Raw genomic sequence first — 23,563 nt, 5'->3', positions numbered from 1 at the left:
GGGAGGCGCCGCCCGCCGGAGGTCGTCCGTGGGGGCGGACGACCCTGTGAGTGGCGATGGTCGCGGGCGCGACCATCGCCACTCACGACGTCCGGGCCAGTCCCGCGGCCTCCAGGATCTCGGGGACGCCGCGCTCGTCGCCCACCACCATCACGTGCACGCCCGCGACGCCCGGCAGGTCCCGCAGCTCCCGCAGGGTCTCCACACACGCCGCGGTCCCCTCGGCCGCCACCCGGTCCGACGGCACGCCGCGCAGGCGGCGCACCAGCGCCTCGGGGATGTCGACCCCCGGGATCGAGGACATGAACTCCAGCGCCCGCAGCGACCGGATCGGGCCCACACCGGCCAGGACCCCGCACCGCGTGTCGAGCCCGCGGTCTCGGACCTGGCCGAGCCAGCCGGCGAACGCCGCGGTGTCGAACACGAACTGCGTCTGCACGAACTGGGCGCCGCCGTCGACCTTCTGCCCGAACCGGTCGGCCGACGGCCCCGGACTGTCGACGGCCCCGAGCAGGTACTGCGGCGCCGGGTCGACGGCGCGGCCCGACATCAGGACGCCGTCGTCGCGAAGCCGCCGGGCCGCGCTCGTCAACGCCCCCGAGTCGAGGTCGAACACGGCGGCCGCGTCGGGGTGGTCGCCCCGCTCGGGCCGGTCCCCCGTCATCAGCACCAGGTTCGGCACCCCGAGCGCCGACGCGGCCAGCAGGTCCGACTGCAGCGCGATCCGGTTGCGGTCCCGGCAGGTCATCTGCATGACGGGGTCGACGCCCTCCGCCAGCAGCGCCAGGCTCCCCGCGAGGCTCGACATCCGGACGTTCGCGCCCGCGTTGTCGGTGACGTTGACCGCGTCGACCCACCCGCGCAGGTGCTCGGCGGCCCGCCGGACGGGCGCGAGGTCGGCCCCCCGCGGCGGCGCGATCTCGGCGGTGACGGCGAACCGGCCCGTACGCAGCGCGTCCGCGAGCCGGCCGGGGATCCCCGGCGACAGCGCTGTAGGGGTGATCACGCCCCTATCATGCGCCCTCGCCGGTCACTCCCACTCGATCGTGCCCGGCGGCTTGCTCGTCACGTCGAGGACGACCCTGTTGACCTCGGCCACCTCGTTGGTGATGCGGGTGGAGATGCGTTCGAGGACGTCGTAGGGCAGGCGTGTCCAGTCGGCGGTCATCGCGTCCTCCGACGACACCGGCCGCAGCACGATCGGGTGGCCGTAGGTGCGGCCGTCGCCCTGGACACCGACGCTGCGCACGTCGGCCAGCAGCACCACCGGGCACTGCCAGATCGTCGCGTCGAGGCCTGCCGCGGTGAGCTCCTCGCGGGCGATGGCGTCGGCCGCGCGCAGCGTCTCCAGCCGCTCGAAGGTGACCTCACCGATGATGCGGATGCCCAGGCCGGGGCCGGGGAACGGCTGGCGGCCGACGATCGTCTCCGGCAGCCCCAGCTCCGCCCCCACCTTGCGGACCTCGTCCTTGAACAGCGTGCGCAGCGGCTCGACCAGCGCGAACTCGATGTCGTCGGGAAGGCCGCCGACGTTGTGGTGACTCTTGATCGTCGCCGTGCCCTTGCCACCGCCGGACTCGACGACGTCGGGGTAGAGCGTGCCCTGCACCAGGAACCCGACGTGCTCGGCCGCCGCGACCTCCGACGTCGCCGCCTCGAAGACCCGGATGAACTCCCGCCCGATGATCTTCCGCTTGGTCTCGGGCTCGCTGACCCCGGCGAGGGCGTCGAGGAACCGGTCGGCCGCGTCGACGGTGTGCAGCTTCGCGCCGGTGGCGGCGACGAAGTCACGTTCCACCTGCTGACGCTCGCCGGTGCGCAGCAGTCCGTGGTCGACGAACACGCACGTCAGCCGGTCCCCGATCGCCCGCTGCACCAGTGCCGCCGCGACCGCGGAGTCGACACCGCCCGACAGCCCGCACACCGCGTGCCCGTCGCCGACCTGCGCGCGGATCGCGGCCACCGAGTCGTCGATGATCGACGAGGTCGTCCAGCTCGGGGTGAGCCCCGCGACCTCGTGCAGGAAGCGCCGCAGCACCTCCTGGCCGTGCGGGCTGTGGCCCACCTCCGGGTGGTACTGCACCCCCGCCAGCCGGCGGTCGGTGTCCTCGAACGCCGCGACCGCGACCCGGTCCGACGACGCCGTGACCGTGAAGCCCTCGGGCGCGCGGACCACCGAGTCGCCGTGGCTCATCCACACCGGGTGCCGGGCGGGCAGCCCGTCGTGCAGCGTGCCGGAGGTCGACGTCAGGCACAGCTCGGTGCGCCCGTACTCGCGGGTGCCGTCCGGGGCCACCTCGCCGCCCAGCGCCCTGGCCATCGCCTGGAACCCGTAGCAGAGCCCGAGCACCGGGATCCCCGCCGTGAACAGCGCCGGGTCGATCTCCGGGGCGCCCTCGGCGTAGACGCTCGACGGGCCGCCCGACAGGATCAGCGCCACGGGCTTGCGCGCCACGATCTCGGCGACCGGCGTGTCGGAGGGGACGATCTCGGAGTACACCTGCGCCTCACGCACCCGGCGGGCGATGAGCTGGGCGTACTGGGCCCCGTAGTCGACGACGAGGACGGTCGGCTGCTGCACGGACCAAGGATAGTTCGTGGCGCCCGCCACCCCGGGGGCGGCGACCTACGGTGTGACCATGACCGACGACCTGGTGCTCCTCGACCGCGACGGCGCGACCGCGACGATCACCCTCAACCGGCCCGCGGCACTCAACGCACTCACCCCGGAGATGCTCGTCCGGCTCGCCGCCCGGATCGACGAGGCCGCCGCCGACGACGACGTCCGGGTCGTCGTGCTCACCGGGGCCGGCCGGGCGTTCTGCGCCGGCGTCGACCTCGAGGCCCTCGGGCAGCGGCGGATCGTCGACGGCGCCGTGGGCGACGTGCTCGACGTCCCCGCCCGCGCGGTGCTCACCCGGCTGACCTCGATCCCGAAGATCGTCGTCGCCCGCATCCAGGGCCCGTGCTTCACCGGCGGGCTGGAGATCGCGCTGGGCTGCGACCTGCTCGTCGCCGCCGACCAGGCGAAGTTCGGCGACACCCACGCCAAGTTCGGGCTCCGCCCGTCGTGGGGCATGAGCCAGCGGCTCATCCGGCTGATCGGCGTCTCGCGCGCCCGGCGGCTGTCCTACACCGCGGCGACGTTCACCGGCGCGCAGGCCGCGACCTGGGGCCTGGTCACCCGCTCGGCACCGCTGCGCCACCTCGACGCCGCCGTCGCGGACCTCATCGACTCCGTGCTCGCCAACAGCCAGGGCTCCCTCGCCGCCTACAAGGACCTCTACGCCCACGCCCTCGACGGCACCGGCCTCGCCGACGGGCTCGCCTACGAGGCCGCCACCGGCTACCCGATCCCCGACACCGAGTCGCGCGTGGCGAGCTTCCGGTGAGCCGGTCGACACGCGTGTCCCTGCTGGTCCGGGCCCCGCGCGCCGCCGTGTGGCGGGCCCTGGTCGACGCCGACGCGGTCGCCCGCTGGCGCGTCCCCGACGGCATGAGCTGCGAGGTCCACGAGTTCGACGCCCGCGAGGGCGGCCGGTTCCGCATCTCGCTGACCTACTCCGACCCCGCAGCCGTCGGCGGCAAGACGGACGCACACACCGACACGTACCACGGCGTCTTCACGACGATGCGCGCCGGCGACACCCTCGTGGAGACGCTCGAGTTCGAGTCCGACGACCCCGGGAACCGGGGCACGCTCGTCCAGACCACGACGCTCACCGACGCCCCCGGCGGCACCGAGGTGACGATCGCCCACGACGGCCTCCCCGAGGCCGTCGCCCCCGCCGACAACGAGGCCGGCACCCGCATGGCCCTGGCCAACCTGGCCGCGTTCGTCGAAGGCTCCTGATCCGGCGCGGCCCGGGGCCCGTCTCAGCCGCGGACGGTCAAGCCCGCCTTCTGGAACTCCTTGAGGTCGGAGTAGCCCGTCTTGGCCATGGCCCGGCGCAGCGCGCTGAAGAGCGCGACGTCGCCGTAGGGGCTGTCCGACGGGCCGAAGAGCACCTGGTCCAGGGTCCGGTCGCCGGTGTCCTGCACCGTGATCTCCGATCGCGGCAGGGCGGGGTGCGCGGCCGACGACGTCCAGTACAGGCCCCCGCCGGGCGACTCCGCGGAGGCGGCCAGCTGCTCGCCGAGCATGACGGCGTCGGCACCGCAGGCGATGGCCTTGGCCATGTCACCGGAGCCCGCCATGCCGCCGTCGGCGATGACGTGCACGTAGCGGCCGCCGGTCTCGTCGAGGTAGTCGCGGCGGGCGGCGGCGGCGTCAACGATCGCGGTGGCCATGGGCACGCCGATGCCGAGGACGGCGTCGGTGGTGGTGCCCGTGGACTCGCCGTAGCCGACGATGACGCCCGCGGCGCCGGTGCGCATGAGGTGCATGGCGGTGCGGTAGTCACCGACGCCGCCCGCGACCACCGGCACGTCGAGGCCGTTGATGAACTCGCCGAGGTTGAGCGGCTCACCCTGGGAGACGTGCTCCGCGGAGATGATCGTGCCCTGCACGACGAGGATCTCCACGCCGGCGGCGAGCAGCGTCGGGGTGATCTCGCGGGCGCGCTGCGGGCTGACGCGGACGGCGACGGTGACGCCGGCCTCCCGGACGGTCTTCAGCGCCTCGGTGAGCAGGTCCGGCTGGATCGGGGCCGCGTGGAGCTTCTGCAGCAGGCGGATCGCGGCGGACTCGTCACCGGCGTCGGCGGCGTCGAGGACGCGTTCGAGGGCGGCGTCGGCGTCGCCGTGCCGGGCCCACAGCCCCTCGGCGTTGAGCACCGGCAGGCCGCCCAGCTGCCCGATCCGCACCGCGCTGGCGGGCGAGACGATCGCGTCAGTGGGGTGGGTCATCAGCGGGATCTCGAAGCGGTACGCGTCGAGCTGCCAGCCGAGCGTGACCTCCTTCGAGCTCCGTGTCCGCCGCGACGGAACGATCTCGATCTGCTGCAGGTCGTAGCTGCGACGGGCCGTCCGGCCCATCCCGATCTCAACGAGGTCACGCACGGGTGACCAGCCTAGGGGGTGTCCCCCGGGGCACCGTCGATGGGCTCGGTGATCCGGGCGCCTCCAGGCGGCTCCGGGTGAGGAGGACCGCGGCCGCCCGGGCGCCGCCGCAGACCCCCGGTCTACCTCGACGCGTAGTTCGGCGCCTCGACGGTCATCGTGATGTCGTGGGGGTGGCTCTCCTTGAGACCGGCCGCCGTGATGCGCACCAGCTGGGCCTGCTGCAGCTCGGGGATGGTCTGCGCGCCCGCGTAACCCATGCCCGACCGCAGCCCGCCCACGAGCTGGTGGACGACCTGCGACAGCGGCCCGCGGAACGGGATGCGGCCCTCGATGCCCTCGGGGACGAGCTTGTCCTCGCTGAGCACGTCGTCCTGGGCGTAGCGGTCCTTGGAGTAGGACTTGGAGGTTCCGCGCGACTGCATCGCCCCCAGCGAGCCCATGCCCCGGTAGGTCTTGAACTGCTTGCCGCCGACGAGGATCAGCTGCCCCGGCGACTCCGCCGTGCCGGCGAAGAGGCTGCCCAGCATGACGCTGGAGGCGCCCGCCGCGATGGCCTTGGCGATGTCGCCGGAGTACTGGATACCGCCGTCGCCGATCACCGGCACGCCCGCGGCGGCACACGCCTGCGCCGCCTCGTAGATGGCCGTGATCTGCGGGGCCCCGACACCGGCGACGACACGCGTCGTGCAGATGGAGCCGGGTCCGACGCCGACCTTCACCGCGTCGGCGCCCGCCTCCACGAGCGCCAGTGCGCCTGCCCGGGTGGCGACGTTGCCGCCGACGACGTCGACGTTGTCGCCCACCTCGGCGCGCAGCTTCGCGACGGTCTCCAGGACGCGCTTGGAGTGGCCGTGGGCGGTGTCGACCATCAGCACGTCGACACCGGCCTCGACGAGCACCATCGCGCGGGCGTAGGCGTCGTCGCCGACACCGACGGCCGCGGCGACGACGAGCCGCCCGTCGGGGTCCTTGGTGGCGAGGGGGTACTTCTCGGTCTTGTTGAAGTCCTTGATGGTGATGAGGCCGCGCAGGATGCCGTCGCCGTCGATGATCGGCAGCTTCTCCAGCTTGTGCCGGCGCAGCAGGCCCAGCGCCGCCTCCGCGGTGACCCCGACGCGCGCGGTGACGAGCGGCGCGGGCGTCATCACCTCGTGGACGGGGCGGCTGTGGTCCATCTCGAACCGCATGTCGCGGTTGGTGATGATGCCGACGAGCTTGCCGTCGGCGTCGGCGACCGGGACGCCGGAGATGCGGTACTTCGCGCAGAGGGCGTCGACCTCGGCGAGCGTCGCGTCGGGTGAGCAGGTGACCGGGTCGGTGACCATGCCGGCCTCCGAACGCTTCACCACCTCGACCTGCGCGGCCTGCTCGTCGGTCGACAGGTTGCGGTGCAGCACGCCCAGCCCGCCCGCGCGGGCCATCGCGATGGCCATGCGGGACTCGGTCACGGTGTCCATCGGCGAGGACACGACGGGCACCTGGATTCGGACGCGTCGCGTCACCTGGGTGCTGGTGTCGGCAGCGCTCGGGACGACGTCGGACTCCGCCGGGAGCAGCAGCACGTCGTCGAACGTGAGACCCAGCATCGCGAACTTCGGTGGCAGTCCGGTGGTCTCAGTGGTCATCGCAGGCTTTCAGCCCCTCACCGGTCAGCACGTGTGCGGACGGCCCGGGCGCCGCCCTCACCACATCGTATCCGGGCCGCCGGGTGGGACCGAACCGACGAGTCGTGCGGCACACCCACCACCGTGCGCACCTGCGGGGATTGCTCCGTCCGGGACACGGTGGGTGGGCCGGCGGGGTACGGTGTCGAACGTGTCGGCCGACGCGATGCCCCCGGACCCCTTCGCGGGAGATCCGCACGATCCCGCCCTGTCCCTCGACGACGCCGCGAACCTCGACGAGCTCAGCAGCGCCGAGCGCGAGGAGGTCGTCGCCGATCTCGCCGATCTTGCCGTCTACCAGGCCCTGTTGGAGTGCCGTGGGGTGCGCGGCATCGTCGTCGACTGCGGTGACTGCGGCGAGCAGCACTTCCACGAGTGGCGTCTGCTGCGGGCCAGCCTGCAGCAGCTGCTCGACGAGGGGCAGATGCGCCCGCACGAGCCGGCGTTCGATCCGGACCCGGCCGACTACGTGACGTGGGAGTACTGCCGCGGCTACGCGGACGCCACGATCAGCGACGGCTGAGACCTCCGACACTGCACCGCGACACGACGAAGGCCCCCACCCGCTCCGGGTGGGGGCCTTCGTCGTGGATCAGCTGGGCGGGGCGACCGGCGTGGGGTCGGACGTGCTCGTCGAACCCAACCCGGACGTCGTCGACGACGGGTCCGGCCGGCCCTCCGACGTCGGCTTCGGCGTGCCCGACGGCGACAGTGTCGTCGTGGGCGACTCCGTGGTCGACGGCGGCTGTGCCGAGGTCGTCGGCGGGGCCGTCGGCGTCGACGTCACCGGGTCACCGGGGGTGGACGGCGAGGTGGACGTGCTCGGCTTGCCGGGGATCGACGGCGGGGCCGGCGGCGGGGTGCCGTCGCGCAGCGGGGCCTCCGGGTCGGCCTTCTGACCCGCCGGCGTCTCCTGCAGCTTCATGGTCAGGAAACGCTGGTTGGCCTCCAGGACGGGAGCGCCGTCCTCGGGCTTCACCTTGGCCATGAGCTGCTCGACCGCGGTGAGCTGTTGCGCCGCGCCGCTGGTGTCGCCCGAGGCGAGCGACTCCTTGACCGCGACGATGCCGGCCTGCGCATCGACCGCCGCCTGCCGTGACTGTGCGGTCTCGGTGTAGAGGACCTCGGTGACGCCGAACAGTGCGTCGCCGGGCTGGGCCCCGTGCGCCCCGATCGACACGCCGGTGACGGCGACGACGATCAGTGCGGCGGCGGCCGCGAGCGGGGCGAGGTGGCGGGCCTTCCTACCGGGGCGCCTGCTCGGGCGCATCGGTGTGACGGTCGCGCCGGCGTCGCCGACCGGGCCGTCGGACGCGCTGTCACCGACCGGGCCCTGGGGTCCGGTCGCCTCGGCGTCGGCCTGCACCACGGGGAACACCGTGGTGTCGACGTCGATCGGGCCGCCGGTGACGGCCATGATCGTCGCGAGCGCGGTGTCGGTGTCGACGAGTTCGGGGATCGGGTCGGCGTCGACCTCGGCCTTCCAGGCGGCGAGCATCGCAGCGATCCGGTCGTCCTCGCCGCCACCGCCACCGCCACCGCCGTAGCCGCGGGCGAGGGCGTCGATGAGGGCGTCGTCGGACTGCACGGCCATCAGGTCGGGCGCCTCCTCGGCACCTGCCGACGGCGTGGCCGCGGGCTGCGGGACGCGCGGGGGCAGCGGCCGGCCCATCGCGGGGCCGCCGGCGCCGTTGACGTGCCGCCCGTTGGTGTACGAGCCGTTGTGGTGGGAGCCGCCTGCGGACCCGTTGGTCCGGGAGCCGTCGACCTGCCACTCGGCGACGGGCGGCCACTCGGCGGCGGGCGGCCACGATCCGTTGTTCGGCTGCGGCCGGGGGTCCTGGGCGCGCGGGTCCGGGTCGAACCACGAGCCGCCGGCGCGCGGCACTCCGCCGCCGGGGGTGCCGCTACCGGGGACGTCGCCGCCGGGGACGCCGCCGCCGGGGACGCCGCTGCCGGGGACGCCACTGCCGGGGACGCCGTCGTGGCCGGCGGCCCCGTCGCGGGGGAATCCGTTCCTGGGTGCGCCGTCGGGACGGCGGTGACGGCCGCGGCGGGGGGTCTCCTCGGGACCGCCGGGTGCACGATCACTCATCTCTAGACCACCTCCTCCTCGGGCATCGACTTGCGCAATCGGGCGAGTGCGCGGTGCTGGGCGACGCGGACGGCGCCCGGGGTGGAGCCGACGGCTTCCGCCGTCTCCTCCGCCGAGAGCCCGACGACGACCCTCAGCACGAGGATCTCGCGTTGTTTCTCGGGTAGTACCTCGAGCAGGCGCGCCATCTCACCGGACAGCTCGACGCGGAGCGCGCGCTGCTCGGGACCGTCCGCGACCTCGATCGCGTCGGGGACGTCGGCGACCGGTTCGGAACGGTTGCGGCTGGAGGCCCGGTGGGCGTCGATCACCTTGTGTGAAGCGATGCCGTACACGAATGCGAGGAAGGGCCGTCCCTGGACCCGGTAGCCGGGCAAGGCCGTCAACACGGCCAGACACACCTCCTGCGCGACGTCGTCCGCCGAGGCGGACGATCGGTCCACCCGGCCCAGTCGCGCCCGGCAGTAGCGCACGACCAGCGGCCGGATGATGGCCAGCACACGTTCGACGGCCCGTCGGTCACCTGCCATTGCAGATGCCACGAGTTCGTCGAGAACGTCTGTCGGTTCACTCATCGCAGGCCGTGCTCCGGGTGTTACGCAACATGGTCGACATCATCCGTTCGGTGAGGACGACTACGGAGAGTGTCGTAATGAGGTCCTCGACAACGAACACGGTAGCGAAGCCCGGGCCCGAACTGCGGACAAGGCCTCGATCGTGGGAACGAGCGGCGACGCCGGGCGTCACGCCGCCGAATGGCGCAATTCTGCCGAAAGGCACCGCCGTCCGGACCCGGGGGTTGCGCCGGGCGGAGGCATGAGGACGTGTGGGCGATCCTGGTCGATCGGGGTCGCCGGTGACCGTCCCTCGCGGGCGGCGGGAGCCGGCGGCGGCGGGAGGGAACGGGAGTGCGAGCAGCGCGGCCGCGCCCGGGCGGACCGGGGACGGCGACACAGCCCGGGGAGGTCGGCACCCGGGCGGGATCACGACGGAGGCCGTGACCGGGGTCGCCGGAGAACCCGGCGACCCGTGGGGAGCACTGGGACGCACCGCGTGCCGGATGGAGTCCTCTGGGGTGGGAACTCGAGCCGCACGGAACGCCCGGGCGGACAGGCGGCGCGTGGGCACCGCCGGGCGTCCGTCGTGGTCGCGCGTCGGGTTCGGGGTCCGACGCGACGACCGGGTGCCCGGCAAGGGGGAGCCGGGCGACCGCCTCTCGGCGGACGGACGTCAGGACACGAGACCGCGACGGAAGCCGTGCGCGACGGCCTGGGCGCGGTCGCGAACACCCAGCTTGCGGAACAGCCGCCGCGCGTGGGTCTTCACGGTGTCCTCGGAGAGGTAGAGCTCGCGGCCGATCTGTCCGTTGCTCTTGCCCTGGCTCATTCCGCGGAGCACCTGCAGCTCGCGCTCGGTGAGCTGGACACCCGGGTCGGCCGGCGTACGCGGCGTGGGAACCGCGGTGCTGGCCAACGTGTGGGCGAGGGCGGCGACGAGCTCCGGCCGGGACGCATCCCAGCGGAGGTAGCCGCGTGCGCCGCCGGCGATGGCCGCGGCGATGCTGCCCGCGTCGTCGGGGGCGCCGAACACGATGACGTTGGCCTGCGGGTGCGCTGCGACGAGCCGTCGCGTCGCCTCCACACCGGTGGGGACCGCACGCTGGGTCCCGACCAGGACGACGTCCACCGGCTGCCGGGAGAACCGGGCCAGCAACTCGTCGCCATGAGCCACACAGTCGATCCGGTGCACCCCCGGCACCGCGGACATCACGCGGGTGAGACCTTCGCGGACGCTGCGACGATCGTCGCAGATGAGTACCGTCGTCACGACGATTCCTTCCTGCAGCTTCCTGCAGCCGGGTGATGTGTCACCCTCCGCATCGGCGGGTGACAGCCTCACCTTGACACGATCAGGGCGAGTTTGTGCCCTCCATTCGAGCGCGTTTCGCCGAGTGGCACTCGTCATGTGGGTGACGAACGTCCGAACGGAGTAATTACATTACCCGGTGCCACCTCGGAACCCACGCCGACTCCCCCATCAGGCGCCTGCCGGTCGGGTCCGATCGGGAGTAGAGGACGCTCAGCGTTCGCGCGGCGGCGTGTCGTCGGCGTGGCGCGTCGCTCACCGTGTCATTCGGCGCATCGGAGGATCGATCCACGTGTCGGTCGTTTGCGTTCCCGATGCGGTCGACGACGCCGGACGGTCGCTGACGCGAGGCGGACGGCAGGGCCGATCGGGTGGCCCCCACGGAAGGGTCCGGCCGTCGTACCGGTGGCAGCACAGGGCCGTCCGGGGGATGCCAGGCAACCTCGGCGCCCGACGCGAGTCCCAGTACATCGTCCCAGCTGCGGGTGGTCGCGGACCCGTCGGCGGCCATGGCGGCCGCGGCATCGGCGACACCCGGGCGGTCCGCCAGGTCGGCCGCGGCGAGGGCCGCGGCCCAGTGCAACGGGAGCAGTCCGAGGTGTGCGGCGGCGGCCGCGGCGGCGTCCAGTTCGAGCAGGACGCCCGGGGCGGTGTCGGGGTCGGCCGCCGCGCGCGACACTCCGGCCACGATCGCCGACTTCACCCGGTGTCGCGACGAACGGCTCTCCCGGGCGCCCGCTTCTGCCGACGCGGCGGCCGAGCGTGCCGCAGCGGGGTCGCCGGCCATCAGGGCGAGCTCCGCGGCGACCCATCTCGCCCGGATCGCGCAGCGCCCGGCCCCACCGGGGTCGTCCCCCTCCGCCAGCCCTGCGCAGGCCGAGGTCGCCCGCGCCAGTAGGACACGGGATCCATGCAGGTCACCGGCCCCGAGCGCGTCGGCGGCGAGGCCGGTGAGGGCATCGGCACGGGCCACCTCGACGGTCGGCATCCCGGGCACCGACGCCGCATCCGCCGCGAGCCGCAGCCCCCACGCGTCGTGGCGGCGCGCGGCGACGTGCCCGCCGAGCTGTCGCCGGTGCGACGCCAACGTGACCGCCGCGTGCGCGGCGACGACACGCGGCACCGCCGGGTCGTGGAGCAGGCCGGTCAGCAGCGTCGCGGCGCGGCCGTAACGACCTTGGCCGCCCAGGGCGACGGCGGCGGCCCAGCGATCGCCGGGGCACGCACCGGGCGGCACGGTGACGACCCGGCCGGGCGCGGCCCCGAACGCCGCCTCCCACGGGGACGGGTCGGACCGGATCAGCCGGTCACGACCCGGGTCAGGACGTCGGCGGCCTCCGCGAGCGAGGTGAGGCGGGTCGTCGAGGCGGGCAGCGCGACACCGTCCCAGCCGGCGCCCCCGACGAACACGCGGTGGCGCGGCCGGGTCCGCGGCAGGGACTCGACGACCCCGGCGTCGCCGGACTCCGTCATCTGCGACCACAGCACGAGCGCGGCGGGCGCGATCCGGCGGACCGCGTCGGCGAGCGCGTCGGCGGGCAGGTCGGCACCCAGCGGCCGGCACGGCAGGCCGCGCTCGGCCAGCACCGCCGACAGCACGGTCACGGGCAGCACGTGCAGCTCCCCCGGCATCGCGGCGAGCAGCACGGGGCGCAGGGCGGGGCCGACGGGGGCGTGGACGGCGTGGGCGTTGTAGACGCCGGTGACGCAGTCGCTGACGAGGTGTTCGATCTCGACGCCGCGGCCGTCGGACTCCCAGCGCTCGGCGACCGCGACGAGGACGGGCCGGGCGACGTCCTCCCAGGTGGCGACGAGCCCGTCGACGGCCGCGGACTCGGCGAGGACCGTCCGGACGGCCTGGGCGTCCATGGCGAGGGCGGCCCGGGCGAGCCCGTGGGCGCGGGGGCCGGCACCGGGGAGGCGGAGCTGCCTGCCACCACGCCGCGGCGGCGGGGTGTCGACGGCGGGGGTCGCCACGGCGACGACGGGGGCGACAGGGGCGATGTGGGCGGCGACGGCCGTGGGAGCCGGGGCCGTCTGGGGGTGCGGGGCCGTCGGGGGGATCGGGGCCGTCGGGGGGATCGGGGCCGTCGGGGAGACCGGGGCCGTCGCGTGCGGGGCGAGAGCCAGCCGCGCCGCCTCCGCGGGCCCGGCGCCGTGGGTGAGCGCGCGCGCCATGACCTCCAGCCGTGCGAGGTCGCCGGCGGTGTAGCGGCGGTGGCGGCCGGGGACGTGGCCGGTCGGTTCGAGTCCGTAGCGACGGGCCCAGGTGCGCAGGGTCGCGGGCGCGACGCCGAGGCGGCGCGCGACAGCGGCGACCGGCAGCGAGAGGCCGTCGACCCCCTGCGCGTCGGCAGCCGCTGCAGCGAGGCTCGGGTCCCGTTCCACGGCGGTCATCGTGCGTGCCGGCCGTCCGGCGGTCAAGCCGAAAATCTGCGGCGCTACTCTTGTTGAATCAGGTTTGGCGCGATTCACTATGGGTATCTCGGCGTCGACGACATCGTTCGAGCAGACAGGCTGGTGAAGGTCGTGGCAGACACCCGACGACTTCCGGTCCCCGTGACGGAAATCTGGGACTGGCAGATGCGCGGCGCCTGCCGCGGCATGGACAGCGCGTTCTTCTTCCATCCCGAGGGCGAGCGCGGCCCGGCCAAGGTCAACCGGGAGGCGCAGGCCAAGGCCGTGTGCCGCAGATGCCCGGTCGTGGAGGAGTGCCGACGGCACGCCCTGGCCGCGCACGAGCCCTACGGCGTGTGGGGCGGGCTCTCCGAGGCCGACCGCCTCGAGGTGCTGCAGGCCCGCGGGCGCCGGGTACGGCAGCCACGCGACCCGCGGTCCACCGAGACCGCGGACCGCTGAGAACGCGGACCGCTGAGAACGCGGACCGCTGAGAACGCGGACCGTGGACCGCGGACGACGACCCCGACAACGGCACGAGGGCGGGTGCGGACGTGATGTCCGCACCCGCCCTCGGCGGTCAGTGCGTGGCTACGGGAACTGTCAGTGCCCGTGGCCGTGGCCGTGGCCACCCGCGGCAGGGGGCGCCGGCGGCTCCGGCTTGTCGACGACGGCGCTCTCGGTGCTCAGCACCATGCGCGCGATCGACGCGGCGTTGACGACCGCGGAACGGGTCACCTTGACCGGGTCGATGACGCCGTCGGCCAGCAGGTCGGAGTAGGTGAGGGTGGCGGCGTTGAAACCGTGGCCCCACTCCTGCTCGGCGACCTTGGAGACGACGACCGCGCCCTCGAGACCGCCGTTGGAGGCAATCCAGAACAGCGGGGACGACAGCGAGCGACGGACGATCTGGACACCGGTCGCCTCGTCGCCGGTGAGGCCGAGGCCGTCCTCCAGCGCCTTGGCGGCCTGCACCAGAGCAGAACCGCCGCCGGGGACGATGCCCTCCTCGACCGCGGCCCGGGTCGCCGACACCGCATCCTCGATGCGGTGCTTGCGCTCCTTGAGCTCGGTCTCGGTGGCCGCGCCGACCTTGATGACCGCGACGCCGCCGGACAGCTTCGCGAGCCGCTCCTGCAGCTTCTCGCGGTCCCAGTCCGAGTCGGCGTTCTCGATCTCGTTCTTGATCAGCGCCACGCGCGAGTCGACGGCGTCCTTGCTGCCGCCACCCTCGACGAACGTGGTGGTGTCCTTGGTGACGACGACACGCCGGACCTTGCCCAGCAGGTCGAGACCGGCCTCGGACAGCTTGAGCCCGACCTCGGCGTTGATGACCGTGCCGCCGGTGGCGATCGCGAGGTCGTCCATGAACGCCTTGCGGCGGTCACCGAAGAACGGCGACTTCACCGCGGCGACGCGGACGGTCTTGCGGATCGAGTTGACGACGAGCGTGGACAGCGCCTCGCCCTCGACGTCCTCGGCGACGATCAGCAGGGGCTTGCCGTCGGCCAGGACCTTCTCCAGCAGCGGGAGGAGATCCTGGATCGAGCTGATCTTGTCGCGGTGCAGCAGGACGTAGGCGTCCTCGAGCGCGGCCTCCATCGACTCGGGGTCGGTGACGAAGTACGGCGAGAGGTAGCCCTTGTCGAACTGCAGGCCCTCGGTGATCTCGAGCTCCGTCGCCATCGTCGATCCCTCTTCGATGGTGACGACGCCGTCCGAGCCGACCTTGCCGAACGCCTGGGCGATCAGCTGGCCGATGGTCTCTTCGCGCGAGGCGATGGTGCCGACCTGCGCGATGTGCTCATCCCCGTTGACGGGGGTGGCCTTCTCCTTGAGGAACTCCGAGACCGCGTCGGCTGCCGCGGCGATCCCCTTGCCCAGCGCCATCGGGTTGGCACCGGCGGCGACGTTGCGCAGGCCCTCGCGGACCAGCGCCTGCGCCAGCACCGTGGCGGTGGTGGTGCCGTCACCGGCGACGTCGTTCGTCTTGGTGGCGACGGTCTTGGCGAGCTGGGCGCCGAGGTTCTCGTACGGGTCCTCGAGGTCGACCTCGCGGGCGATCGTGACGCCGTCGTTGGTGACGGTCGGACCGCCGAACTTCTTGTCGATCACCACGTGCCGGCCGCGCGGGCCCAGGGTGACCTTCACCGCGTCGGCGAGCTGGTTCACCCCACGCTCGAGTGCACGGCGCGTGTCTTCGTCGAAGCTGATCTGCTTCGGCATCTTCGCCTCTCTCGATGTTCTTGTGCGGCGCCCCGCCACACGCCACCGCCCCGGCGACCAGTCAGTGGTCGACGGTCGGCCGGGGCGGTGGAGGTGGCCGGAGAATCAGCCGGGTGGCGTCAGTTGACGACGGCGAGGACGTCACGCGCGGAGAGGATGAGGTACTCCTCGCCGTTGTACTTGACCTCGGTGCCGCCGTACTTCGAGTAGATGACGACGTCGCCCACGGCTACGTCGAGCGGCACGCGGTTGCCGTTGTCGTCGATGCGACCCGGGCCGACGGCCAGGACCTTGCCCTCCTGGGGCTTCTCCTTGGCGGTGTCGGGGATCACGATGCCCGAAGCGGTGGTGGTCTCCGCCTCGCTGGCCTGGACGACGATCTTGTCCTCGAGCGGCTTGATGTTCGCCACTGGATGACCTCCCCTTCCATGGGGTACGAACTCGATTCTGACCCTGACATATCAGGCGACCGGGTGCCCCGCCGTCGCGGGTGTCGGGGCGGCCCGTTCGCTCTGTGCTCTGGCACTCTACCCATGAGACTGCCAACTGCTCAACGTCGGGAGGACGACCGTGTCGCAGGGAGGTCCCGCACCCCGGCCCACGGGCCGGCCGAACGGGTCCCGGCCGCCGTCGACGGCGACGGTCGTGGCCGCGTTGCTCACCTCGCTGCTGGTCCTGGGCTCGGCGTTCGCCGTCTACCTGTTCCGCGACGATCTGCTGTACCGCCCCGTCCCCGGCATCGCGCAAGCGGCGGGCGGGCCGGGGACGCGGAGCACGGCGCCGACCACACCGTCCGGCTCGCTCGCCGCCGCGGACCCGGCGCAGGCCCTGCGGCAACAGGTCGCCACCGACCGGCCGCAGGCGGAGAGCCTCGTCGGGCGCTGGGTGCCGCAGATCGGTTCGAAGGCGCCGGGGCTCGTCGTCAACGGCCGGACATTCGACGAGGCGTCGATCCTCGCCGACTTCACCGTGTCGCGGTCGCGGTTCCCGCAGGCGATCCTGCTGCGGTCCGACGACTGGTCGAGCTTCCGCCGCGGCGGCTTCTTCGTGACGCTGGTCGGGCAGCCGTTCGCCACCCCGCAGGAGGCGAACGCGTGGTGCGACCAGCAGAACCTGCTGCGCGACGACTGTTTCGCGAAGCGCCTGTCGCACACCGAGGGCCCGGAGGGCAACAGCCTCGCCCGCTGACCGCGCGCGCGGTCAGCGACGTACGGTTGTCCCTCATGACGACGATCGGCTCCAGCGACCTGGACGTGTCCCGGCTCTGCCTCGGCGGCAACGTGTTCGGGTGGACCATCGACGAGGATGCCTCGTTCGAGGTCCTCGACGCCTACGTGGCGGCGGGCGGCAACTTCATCGACACCGCCGACTCCTACTTCTGGCGCAAGCCGGGCAACTCCGGTGGCGAGTCCGAGACCATCATCGGCAACTGGATGGCCGCCCGCGGCAACCGCGACGACGTCGTGATCGCGACGAAGGTGAGCGGCCTGCCCAGCAAGCCGGGCCTGTCCGCGGCCAACATCGCCGACGCGACGGAGGACTGCCTGCGCCGGCTGCGCACCGACCGCATCGACCTGCTCTACGCGCACCGGGACGACGAGTCGGTCGCGCAGGAGGAGACCCTCGACGCGTTCGCGACGCTGGTGAAGGCGGGCAAGGTCCGGGCGCTGGGGGCGTCGAACTTCACCGCGGAGCGGCTGCGCTCGGCGCTGGAGATCTCCGCCCGCGACGGGCTGCCCCGCTACGAGGCCGTGCAGCCGCACTACAACCTGATGGAGCGCGACGACTTCGAGGCGTCCCAGGCGCCGCTGCTGCAGGCGGAGAACATCTCGTGCCTGCCGTACTACGCGCTGGCCAAGGGCTTCCTGACGGGCAAGTACCGCGACGGCGGCCCCGCGGTCGACAGCGTCCGGGCCGAGGGGGCGCTGGCGTACCTCGACGACCGCGGCCGCGCCGTGCTCGCCGCGCTCGACGAGATCGCCGCGGGCCACGAGGTGCCGGTGGCGGCGGTGGCGCTGGCGTGGCTGGCCGCGCAGCCGACCGTCGTGGCCCCGATCGCGAGCGCCCGCACCCCGGAGCAGCTGGCCGACCTGCTGCCGGTGCTCGACCTCACCTTGACCGACGACGAGCTGCGCCTGCTCTCGCACGTCAGTTCCTGAGCCCGTGAGTGGCGATGGGCGCCGTACCGGCCATCGCCACTCACGGGGTCCGACCGGGCCGGCGCCGCGGTGGGCGCACCCGGCGGATCAGCCGACCAGGACCTCGGTGACCGGCAGCGACGAGTCGGCGGGGAGGTCGAGCGAGGACGGGGTGGCGTCGCCCGCGAGCAGATGCGCGCCGAGCGCGGCGACCATGGCGCCGTTGTCGGTGCACAGCGCCGGGCGCGGCACCCGCAGCACCAGACCCGCTGCGTCGCAACGCTCCTGGGCCAGCGCACGCAGCCGCGAGTTGGCGGCGACCCCGCCGCCCAGGCACAGGATCTCCATGCCGTGCTCGCGGGCGGCCTGCACCGCCTTCGCGGTGAGGACGTCGACGACGGCCTCCTGGAAGCTCGCGGCGACGTCGGCGACCGGGACCGGCGTGCCCGCCCGTTCCAGCGCCTCGACGTGGCGGGCGACGGCCGTCTTCAGGCCGGAGAAGGAGAAGTCGAACGGGGCGTCGCGCGGGCCGGTCAGGCCGCGCGGGAACGCCACGGCAGCAGGGTCGCCCTCGCGGGCGACGCGGTCGATGTGCGGGCCGCCCGGGAAGGGCAGGCCCAGCAGCCGCGCGACCTTGTCGAACGCCTCACCCGCGGCGTCGTCGATCGTGGCGCCGAGCGGGGTGACCGGACCGGCGAGGTCGGGCACCGACAGCAGGCTGGAGTGCCCGCCCGAGACGAGCAGCGCCAGCGCGGGCGGCAGCGGGCCGTTCTGCAGGGTGTCGACGGCGACGTGCGCGGCCAGGTGGTTCACCCCGTAGAGCGGGACGTCCCAGGCCGCGGCGTAGGCCTTGGCCGCGGCGACGCCGACGAGCAGCGCCCCCGACAGCCCCGGCCCGGCGGTGACGGCGACGGCGTCGACGTCGCGTGCGGTCACGCCCGCCGCGGCCATCGCGCGGTGCACCGCGGGCACCATGGCCTGCAGGTGCGCCCGCGACGCCACCTCCGGCACGACGCCGCCGAACCGCGCGTGCTCCTCCACGCTCGAGGAGATCTCGTTGGCCAGCAACGTGGTCGTGCCGTCACCGTCGACACGGACGAGCCCGACGCCGGTCTCGTCGCACGACGTCTCGATCCCCAGCACCAGCCCGCTCGTCACGCTCGCGCGTCCCTTCGCATCGTGTAGGCGTCGGCCCCGGAGGGCCGGTAGTACCTCTTGCGCACGCCGACGATCTCGAACCCCTCGGACTCGTAGAGCCGCCGGGCGGGTTCGTTGTCGGTGCGCACCTCCAGGAAGATCGTGGCCCCCGCCTCGTCGGCGGGGGTGAGCAGCCTGTGCAGCAGGACCCGGCCGAGGCCGCGGCCCTGGTGGGCGGGGTCGACGCCGATGGTGTGCACCTCGGCCTCCGGCTGCGGCGGCCCGGCGGTGAACGCCAGCCCGGCGTAGCCGACGAGCAGGTCGTCGCTGCGGACGCCGACGTAGACGTGTCCGGCGCCGATCTCGTCGCGGAACGCCTGGGCGCTCCACGGGTCGTCGCCGGGGAAGAGGATCTCCTCCAGCTCGGCGCACCGGTCGGCGTCGGCACGCAGCAGCGGGCCGACGACGACACGTGTCATGCGCTCACCCGTTTGCGGGCTCCCGGTTCCACGGCGTCGGGCCGGCGCAGGTAGAGCGGGCGCAGCGGGCCGGGGTCGGTGCCCGCGCGCAGTGCGTCGGCGGCCACGGCGACCAGCCCGGCCACGCCCGCCGACGCCGGCCCGATGACGGGCAGGCCCGTGACCTCGGCCTTCTCCCCCGCCGCGGCGACCGACGGGAAACCGCCCAGGCGTTCGACGAGCACCGCGGGGGCCTCGACGTGCGGGCCGGTGACGCGGGCGCCCTCGGCCTCGTAGCCGGCCCAGTAGACCTCGCGGCGCCGCGCGTCGGTGACGACGATCAGGTTGCCGCTCAGGCGTTCCGCGCACGCCTCGCGGGCGATCGCGTCGTGCGAGCAGACGCCGTGCACCGGTGTGCCGAGCGCGTCGCCGAGCGCGGCGGCGGTGACCATGCCGACCCGCAGCCCGGTGAACGGGCCGGGCCCGGTGCCGGTGACGATCGCGTCGACGTCGCGCAGCGCGACACCGGCCTCGGCGCACGCGGCCAGGACGTTGGGCATCAGCAGCTCACCGTGCTTGCGGGCGCCGGCGTCGACGCGCTGCGCCAGGACCGCCGGCGGGCCGTCGACAGAAAGCGAGACGACGCCCGCCGTCACGGTCGACGTCGCGGTGTCCATCGCCAGAACCAGCACCCGGCCAGCCTACGAGCCGCCGTTCACCACCCGCGCACGACGTCCGGGAGCTCGGCGAGGCGCTGGATGACCGCGTCCGGGGTGACGTCGACGGGGACCTGCTGGTCGGCCGGGATCTCGCTGTGCGGCACCAGGACCGCCCGCATGCCGACGCCCTTGGCGCCGCTGATGTCGTCGTAGGGCCGGTCGCCGACGAACACGCAGGAGGCCGGGTCGTCGACACCGACGGAGTCCATCGCCGCGCGGAACGCCGCCGGGTGCGGCTTGGTGAAGGGCAGGTCGCTCGACCAGGTGCGGCCGTCGAACAGGTCGAGGACGCCGTCGCGGCGCAGCCACTCGTCGTGCCACGCGCCGGGCCACATCGTCGACGACAGGATGCCCAGCCGCAGGCCCTGTTCCTTGAGCGCGCGCAGCATGGGCGCGGCCTCCGGGTCGGTGTGGGTGGCCGCCACCCAGTGGTCGCGGTAGGCGGCCAGCGCGTCGGCGTGCTCGTCGTCGCGGTGGTCGGCGGCGGCGTCGGCCAGGACGTCGGCGATGGTGAACGCCCGCGCGTCGTCACGGATCCCGGTCCAGCGGGCGACGTCGGCGACGGCCAGAGCCTCGGCGAGCTCGGCGGCCCGCGCCTGGTCTCCGGCGTGCCGCAGCGACGCGTAGGCCTGCCAGCCCGCGCGGAAGTCCATCGTCCGCCAGGGGGTGAGGGTGCCGCCCCAGTCGAACAGGACCGCCCTGATCATGTCGGTGACATCCGGCGGACCGTCGCGACGCGCACGTCGTCGGGGCGGCGGTCCAGGCGCACGAGTACGTGCGACGACGACAGCCGCTCCGCCACGCCCTCGCCCCATTCGACGACGACGACGGCCGCCGTGAGGTCGGTGTCGAGGTCGAGGTCGTCGAGCTCATCGGTGACCGCGATGCCCGACGACCCGAGCCGGTAGGCGTCGACGTGCACCAGCGGGACCCCCGCCCCACCCGGGCCGGGCCGGTGCTCGCGGGCGATGACGAACGTCGGCGACGTGACCGTTCCCGTGACGCCCAGACCGCGTGCGATGCCGCGGGTCATGGCCGTCTTGCCGGCGCCGAGCGGGCCGGAGAGCAGCACCAGGTCGCCCGCTTCCAGTTGCGCCGCAAGGGATTCCCCGAGCGCCTCGGTGTCGGCCGGTTCCGGGAGGACGTGCTCGTGATCGAACACGGTCATGCCCGCTTCCTCATCCGGCGCACCGACCGGCCCGCCGCGACCCGTTTGGCCGACGCGTCGATCAGCTCGACCAGCGCCGCGTCGAACTCCGCGGGCTTCTCCATCGTCGGCATGTGGCCGACGCCGGGCAGCCGCAGCAGCCGTGCCGACGGCAGCTCGCCGGCGATCCGCTCGCTGTGGGAGAACGGGATCATCTTGTCGGCGTCCCCGGCCGCGACCAGCACCTCGCAGCCCGCCAGCGCGGGCAGTGCGGCGATCCGGTCGTGGCTGCCCAGGGTGTCGACGAAGTCGGTGAGGGCGTCCACCGCGTTCGCTCCGATCATGGTGTCGACGAGGTCGACCAGCGCCGGGTCGACCGACCGGTCACCGTAGGCGTAGCTGCGGGTGATCGACCAGATGAGGTCCCCCGCCGCGCGCCGCACCCCCTCGACCAGCTTGGGCTGCACCCGGGCCAGCAGGCCGACACCGCGCAGCAGCGGGTTGCTGCGCGACAGCAGCGCCGCCCCCAGGCCACCGCTGCCCATCTCCCCCGCCGACGTGGACACCAGCGCGACACCCGCCACGCGCTCGGCGAACAGCTCGGGGCGCTGCTCGGCCAGGGCCAGCACCGTCATCCCGCCCATCGAGTGCCCCACCAGCACCAGCGGGCCGTCCGGGGCCAGCGCGCGGACCACCGCGTCGAGGTCGTGGCCCAGCTGCTCGATCGTGCACGTCTCCCGCGGGGCCCGCTCCGAGCGCCCGTGGCTGCGCTGGTCGTACATGACGACCCGCACCGCCGGGCGCCGCAGCGCCGCCAGCACCGGCAGCTGCAGCGACCACGTCCGCCGGTCGAGGGCGAACCCGTGCACTAGCACGACGGTGAGCATCGGGCGGACGCCCTCGGGCGGCTCGATCTCCTCGCAGGAGAGCCGGACCCCGTCGTCGGCGGTCACCGACGACTGCTCACTGCGCGGCGTCGACTCCGGCGGCGGCGTCGACGTCAGCTGCGCCGCCAACCGCCGGCGCTGTGCGGCGATCCTGTTGCGGCGCCGGGCCGCGACGCCCACACCGACCGCGGCTCCCGCGGCCCCGGCGACACCGCTCGCGATGCCGACGGTCTGCCAGACACCCGGTTTCACACGTTCTCCCCGACGACCGTTCGCGTGATCCGCCGCGACTGCACCCCGGTGACGACCTCGTAGTGGATCGTCCCGAGCTCGTCTGCCCACTCCTGGGCGGTCGGCGCGCCCCCGTCGCCCGGGCCGAACAGCACCGCCACGTCACCCTCCCGCACCTCGGGTCCCTCGTCGGGGCCGCAGTCGACGACCACCTGGTCCATGCACACCCGGCCGAGGACCGGCCGCGACCGGCCCCCGAGCCACACCCGCATCCGGCCGCCGAAGTTCAGCCGCCGCGGCACGCCGTCGCCGTAGCCGAGCGGGACCAGCGCGAGCGTGGTGTCGTGGGGCGTCGTGAACTCGTGACCGTAGGACACGCCCTCGCCGGCGCGGACCCGTTTCACGAGGGCGACCCTGGCCCGCAACGTCATCGCCGGCCGCAGCGGGCTCTGCTCGACGGGCCGGCCGAACGGGTCGAGCCCGTACACGGCGATGCCCGTCCGGACCAGGTCGTGGTGCAGGTCCGGGCGCGACATCGTGGCCGCGGAGTTCGCGATGTGGCGCAACGGGGCGAGCCCCCGGTGGCACGCGACCTGCCACGCGGCGTCCAGCCGCGCGGCCTGCGTGTCGGTCACCGGGTGGTCGGCGACATCGGCCACCGCCAGGTGCGACCACACGGCGACGACCTCGCACAGCCCCGACGCGGCCGCCTTCGCCGCCTCGTCGACGAGGTCGGGCCAGTCGTCGCGCGGGCAGCCGTTCCGGCTCAGCCCGGTGTCGATCTTCAGGTGGACGCGGGCCGGGCGGTCCGCGCGCCGGGCCCCGTCGAGGACCGCGGCCAGGTGCGCGCGCGAGGACACCGACACGTCGACACCTGCGGCGAGGGCCGGGGCGAAGTCCTCGCCGGGCAGGTGCAGCCACGACAGCACCGGCGCGTCGATCCCCGCGCCGCGCAGCGTGAGCGCCTCGTCGAGGGTGCAGACCCCGAGCCAGCCGGCGCCGGCGCCCAGTGCCGCCCGCGCGACGTCGAGCGCGCCGTGGCCGTAGCCGTCGGCCTTGACGACGGCCATCGTCGCCGCCCCCGACGCCGCCGCCGACCGCGACAGCAGCCCGACGTTGTGCCGCACCGCCGCGAGATCGACGACCATCTCGGCCCGCGGTCCGGGGTCGGACGGTCTCGGCTGCGCCACGCCCGCATCATCGCACCCGGCGGCCCGCCCCGGTCCGGGGATGCGACCGCCCTCGCACTCCGGCGTCAGCAGTCCGTCTCGGCGGGGGGCGGTGCGGCGCACTCGCCGCGGACGTGGGCGCGCAGCTGTTCCCCGATCTCGCCGAGGGCCGCGATCTGGGCGGGTCCGAGCGGATCGAGCACCAGGTGCCGGACCGCCTCGACGTGTCCAGGTGCCGCGGCGACGACCTTGTCCCAGCCCTCGGTGGTCAGGATCGCGTTGGTGTAGCGGCCGTCGGCGGGGTCGGGCTCACGCCGGACGAACCCGCGTTGCTCGAGCCGCTTGACGACGTTGGACAGCCGTGACAGTGAGCCGCCCGTCAGCTCGGCGAGGGCGCTCATCCGCAGCAGCCGGTCCGGCGCCAT

At 73.9% G+C, this 23,563-nt stretch carries 25 protein-coding genes; 6 read left to right on the top strand and 19 right to left on the bottom strand.

Annotated elements, in window-relative coordinates; translation table 11 throughout:
• Positions 1–82 precede the first annotated feature (82 nt).
• Both AB7F12_RS30720 and guaA read right to left on the bottom strand, forming a co-directional pair.
• The gene (locus AB7F12_RS30720) at positions 83–1,006 is read right to left on the bottom strand and encodes a methylenetetrahydrofolate reductase (protein WP_428516364.1); all 924 of its coding nucleotides are present in this window, start codon (positions 1,004–1,006) and stop codon (positions 83–85) included.
• A 24-nt stretch (positions 1,007–1,030) separates the two neighbouring features.
• A complete protein-coding gene (guaA, locus tag AB7F12_RS30715) occupies positions 1,031–2,581 on the bottom strand; it encodes a glutamine-hydrolyzing GMP synthase (RefSeq protein WP_428496944.1) in 1,551 nt (516 codons plus the stop codon).
• Positions 2,582–2,639: 58 nt separating this feature from the next.
• On the opposite strand from guaA, the gene AB7F12_RS30710 reads away from it, so the two are divergent.
• The gene (locus AB7F12_RS30710) at positions 2,640–3,392 is read left to right on the top strand and encodes an enoyl-CoA hydratase/isomerase family protein (protein WP_428496943.1); all 753 of its coding nucleotides are present in this window, start codon (positions 2,640–2,642) and stop codon (positions 3,390–3,392) included.
• Positions 3,389–3,853 (top strand): SRPBCC domain-containing protein, encoded by a 465-nt coding sequence (locus AB7F12_RS30705; protein WP_428516362.1) that lies wholly within the window; start codon positions 3,389–3,391, stop codon positions 3,851–3,853. Before AB7F12_RS30710 ends, AB7F12_RS30705 begins: the two co-directional genes overlap by 4 nt.
• Before the next feature lie 23 nt (positions 3,854–3,876).
• Here AB7F12_RS30705 and AB7F12_RS30700 read toward each other — a convergent pair whose 3' ends face one another.
• Both AB7F12_RS30700 and guaB read right to left on the bottom strand, forming a co-directional pair.
• Positions 3,877–5,001, bottom strand: coding sequence for a GuaB3 family IMP dehydrogenase-related protein (locus AB7F12_RS30700; RefSeq protein WP_428496941.1), 1,125 nt, complete (start codon positions 4,999–5,001; stop codon positions 3,877–3,879).
• 122 nt (positions 5,002–5,123) lie between these two features.
• Positions 5,124–6,629 carry an IMP dehydrogenase gene (gene guaB / locus AB7F12_RS30695; protein WP_428496940.1) on the bottom strand — a complete coding sequence of 502 codons (1,506 nt, stop codon included), beginning with the start codon at positions 6,627–6,629 and terminating at the stop codon, positions 5,124–5,126.
• Between the two features lie 205 nt (positions 6,630–6,834).
• On the opposite strand from guaB, the gene AB7F12_RS30690 reads away from it, so the two are divergent.
• Positions 6,835–7,191 carry a DUF5319 domain-containing protein gene (locus tag AB7F12_RS30690; RefSeq protein WP_428496990.1) on the top strand — a complete coding sequence of 119 codons (357 nt, stop codon included), beginning with the start codon at positions 6,835–6,837 and terminating at the stop codon, positions 7,189–7,191.
• A 69-nt stretch (positions 7,192–7,260) separates the two neighbouring features.
• Here the strand turns inward: AB7F12_RS30690 and AB7F12_RS30685 are convergent, their stop codons facing one another.
• The 5 genes from AB7F12_RS30685 to AB7F12_RS30665 form a co-directional block, all read right to left on the bottom strand.
• A complete protein-coding gene (locus AB7F12_RS30685; RefSeq protein WP_428496939.1) occupies positions 7,261–8,763 on the bottom strand; it encodes an anti-sigma-D factor RsdA in 1,503 nt (500 codons plus the stop codon).
• Positions 8,764–8,765: 2 nt separating this feature from the next.
• Positions 8,766–9,338: a sigma-70 family RNA polymerase sigma factor gene (locus tag AB7F12_RS30680; protein WP_428496938.1), complete on the bottom strand. Its 573-nt coding sequence runs from the start codon at positions 9,336–9,338 to the stop codon at positions 8,766–8,768.
• A 655-nt stretch (positions 9,339–9,993) separates the two neighbouring features.
• The gene (locus AB7F12_RS30675) at positions 9,994–10,590 is read right to left on the bottom strand and encodes a response regulator transcription factor (protein WP_013677394.1); all 597 of its coding nucleotides are present in this window, start codon (positions 10,588–10,590) and stop codon (positions 9,994–9,996) included.
• 166 nt (positions 10,591–10,756) lie between these two features.
• Positions 10,757–11,866, bottom strand: coding sequence for a hypothetical protein (locus tag AB7F12_RS30670; RefSeq protein ID WP_428496937.1), 1,110 nt, complete (start codon positions 11,864–11,866; stop codon positions 10,757–10,759).
• Between the two features lie 62 nt (positions 11,867–11,928).
• Complete coding sequence (locus tag AB7F12_RS30665; protein ID WP_428496936.1) at positions 11,929–13,026, bottom strand: MerR family transcriptional regulator; 1,098 nt, start codon at positions 13,024–13,026, stop codon at positions 11,929–11,931.
• Positions 13,027–13,158: 132 nt separating this feature from the next.
• Between AB7F12_RS30665 and AB7F12_RS30660 the strand changes: the two genes are divergently transcribed.
• The gene (locus AB7F12_RS30660; protein ID WP_428496989.1) at positions 13,159–13,488 is read left to right on the top strand and encodes a WhiB family transcriptional regulator; all 330 of its coding nucleotides are present in this window, start codon (positions 13,159–13,161) and stop codon (positions 13,486–13,488) included.
• A gap of 141 nt (positions 13,489–13,629) precedes the next feature.
• On the opposite strand, the gene groL is transcribed toward AB7F12_RS30660, so the two are convergent.
• Positions 13,630–15,252 (bottom strand): chaperonin GroEL, encoded by a 1,623-nt coding sequence (groL, locus tag AB7F12_RS30655; protein WP_428496935.1) that lies wholly within the window; start codon positions 15,250–15,252, stop codon positions 13,630–13,632.
• 119 nt (positions 15,253–15,371) lie between these two features.
• Positions 15,372–15,662 carry a co-chaperone GroES gene (gene groES / locus AB7F12_RS30650; RefSeq protein ID WP_013677399.1) on the bottom strand — a complete coding sequence of 97 codons (291 nt, stop codon included), beginning with the start codon at positions 15,660–15,662 and terminating at the stop codon, positions 15,372–15,374.
• A 235-nt stretch (positions 15,663–15,897) separates the two neighbouring features.
• On the opposite strand from groES, the gene AB7F12_RS30645 reads away from it, so the two are divergent.
• Together AB7F12_RS30645 and AB7F12_RS30640 are read left to right on the top strand one after the other, a co-directional pair.
• Complete coding sequence (locus AB7F12_RS30645; protein WP_428496934.1) at positions 15,898–16,440, top strand: zinc ribbon domain-containing protein; 543 nt, start codon at positions 15,898–15,900, stop codon at positions 16,438–16,440.
• A 35-nt stretch (positions 16,441–16,475) separates the two neighbouring features.
• A complete protein-coding gene (locus AB7F12_RS30640) occupies positions 16,476–17,411 on the top strand; it encodes an aldo/keto reductase (RefSeq protein ID WP_428496933.1) in 936 nt (311 codons plus the stop codon).
• A gap of 87 nt (positions 17,412–17,498) precedes the next feature.
• Here the strand turns inward: AB7F12_RS30640 and tsaD are convergent, their stop codons facing one another.
• The 8 genes from tsaD to AB7F12_RS30600 all read right to left on the bottom strand — a co-directional run.
• Entirely contained in the window at positions 17,499–18,548 is a 1,050-nt protein-coding gene (tsaD, locus tag AB7F12_RS30635) for a tRNA (adenosine(37)-N6)-threonylcarbamoyltransferase complex transferase subunit TsaD (RefSeq protein WP_428496932.1), read from the bottom strand.
• A complete protein-coding gene (gene rimI, locus AB7F12_RS30630) occupies positions 18,545–19,006 on the bottom strand; it encodes a ribosomal protein S18-alanine N-acetyltransferase (protein WP_428496931.1) in 462 nt (153 codons plus the stop codon). Before rimI ends, tsaD begins: the two co-directional genes overlap by 4 nt.
• The gene (tsaB, locus tag AB7F12_RS30625; protein ID WP_428516359.1) at positions 19,003–19,677 is read right to left on the bottom strand and encodes a tRNA (adenosine(37)-N6)-threonylcarbamoyltransferase complex dimerization subunit type 1 TsaB; all 675 of its coding nucleotides are present in this window, start codon (positions 19,675–19,677) and stop codon (positions 19,003–19,005) included. The genes rimI and tsaB overlap by 4 nt, the downstream gene beginning before the upstream one ends.
• Before the next feature lie 23 nt (positions 19,678–19,700).
• The gene (locus tag AB7F12_RS30620) at positions 19,701–20,411 is read right to left on the bottom strand and encodes an HAD family hydrolase (RefSeq protein WP_428496929.1); all 711 of its coding nucleotides are present in this window, start codon (positions 20,409–20,411) and stop codon (positions 19,701–19,703) included.
• Positions 20,408–20,872, bottom strand: a complete 465-nt coding sequence (gene tsaE, locus AB7F12_RS30615) for a tRNA (adenosine(37)-N6)-threonylcarbamoyltransferase complex ATPase subunit type 1 TsaE (RefSeq protein WP_428496928.1) — start codon at positions 20,870–20,872, stop codon at positions 20,408–20,410. The genes AB7F12_RS30620 and tsaE overlap by 4 nt, the downstream gene beginning before the upstream one ends.
• Positions 20,869–21,990, bottom strand: coding sequence for an alpha/beta fold hydrolase (locus tag AB7F12_RS30610; RefSeq protein ID WP_428496927.1), 1,122 nt, complete (start codon positions 21,988–21,990; stop codon positions 20,869–20,871). The genes tsaE and AB7F12_RS30610 overlap by 4 nt, the downstream gene beginning before the upstream one ends.
• Entirely contained in the window at positions 21,987–23,117 is a 1,131-nt protein-coding gene (alr, locus tag AB7F12_RS30605; RefSeq protein WP_428496988.1) for an alanine racemase, read from the bottom strand. Before alr ends, AB7F12_RS30610 begins: the two co-directional genes overlap by 4 nt.
• A 107-nt stretch (positions 23,118–23,224) precedes the next feature.
• Positions 23,225–23,563: MarR family winged helix-turn-helix transcriptional regulator (locus AB7F12_RS30600; RefSeq protein WP_428518062.1), on the bottom strand; the 339-nt coding region annotated here is incomplete at its 5' end.

The sequence above is a fragment of the Pseudonocardia sp. genome, from assembly GCF_050250275.1.
Lineage (GTDB): Bacteria > Actinomycetota > Actinomycetes > Mycobacteriales > Pseudonocardiaceae > Pseudonocardia.
The sequence above is the reverse complement of the archived record's forward strand: the minus strand, read 5'-3'. Positions and strand labels throughout refer to the sequence as shown.

Bases quoted from the DNA above. Each gene is read 5' to 3' on its own strand.
- AB7F12_RS30710 (WP_428496943.1), top strand. From the start codon at position 2,640: ATGACCGACGACCTGGTGCTCCTCGACCGCGACGGCGCGACCGCGACG.
- guaB (WP_428496940.1), bottom strand. From the start codon at position 6,629: ATGACCACTGAGACCACCGGACTGCCACCGAAGTTCGCGATGCTGGGT.
- AB7F12_RS30690 (WP_428496990.1), top strand. From the start codon at position 6,835: ATGCCCCCGGACCCCTTCGCGGGAGATCCGCACGATCCCGCCCTGTCC.
- AB7F12_RS30685 (WP_428496939.1), bottom strand. From the start codon at position 8,763: ATGAGTGATCGTGCACCCGGCGGTCCCGAGGAGACCCCCCGCCGCGGC.
- AB7F12_RS30680 (WP_428496938.1), bottom strand. From the start codon at position 9,338: ATGAGTGAACCGACAGACGTTCTCGACGAACTCGTGGCATCTGCAATG.
- AB7F12_RS30665 (WP_428496936.1), bottom strand. From the start codon at position 13,026: ATGACCGCCGTGGAACGGGACCCGAGCCTCGCTGCAGCGGCTGCCGAC.
- groL (WP_428496935.1), bottom strand. From the start codon at position 15,252: ATGCCGAAGCAGATCAGCTTCGACGAAGACACGCGCCGTGCACTCGAG.
- AB7F12_RS30640 (WP_428496933.1), top strand. From the start codon at position 16,476: ATGACGACGATCGGCTCCAGCGACCTGGACGTGTCCCGGCTCTGCCTC.
- rimI (WP_428496931.1), bottom strand. From the start codon at position 19,006: ATGACACGTGTCGTCGTCGGCCCGCTGCTGCGTGCCGACGCCGACCGG.
- AB7F12_RS30620 (WP_428496929.1), bottom strand. From the start codon at position 20,411: ATGATCAGGGCGGTCCTGTTCGACTGGGGCGGCACCCTCACCCCCTGG.
- tsaE (WP_428496928.1), bottom strand. From the start codon at position 20,872: ATGACCGTGTTCGATCACGAGCACGTCCTCCCGGAACCGGCCGACACC.
- alr (WP_428496988.1), bottom strand. From the start codon at position 23,117: ATGGTCGTCGATCTCGCGGCGGTGCGGCACAACGTCGGGCTGCTGTCG.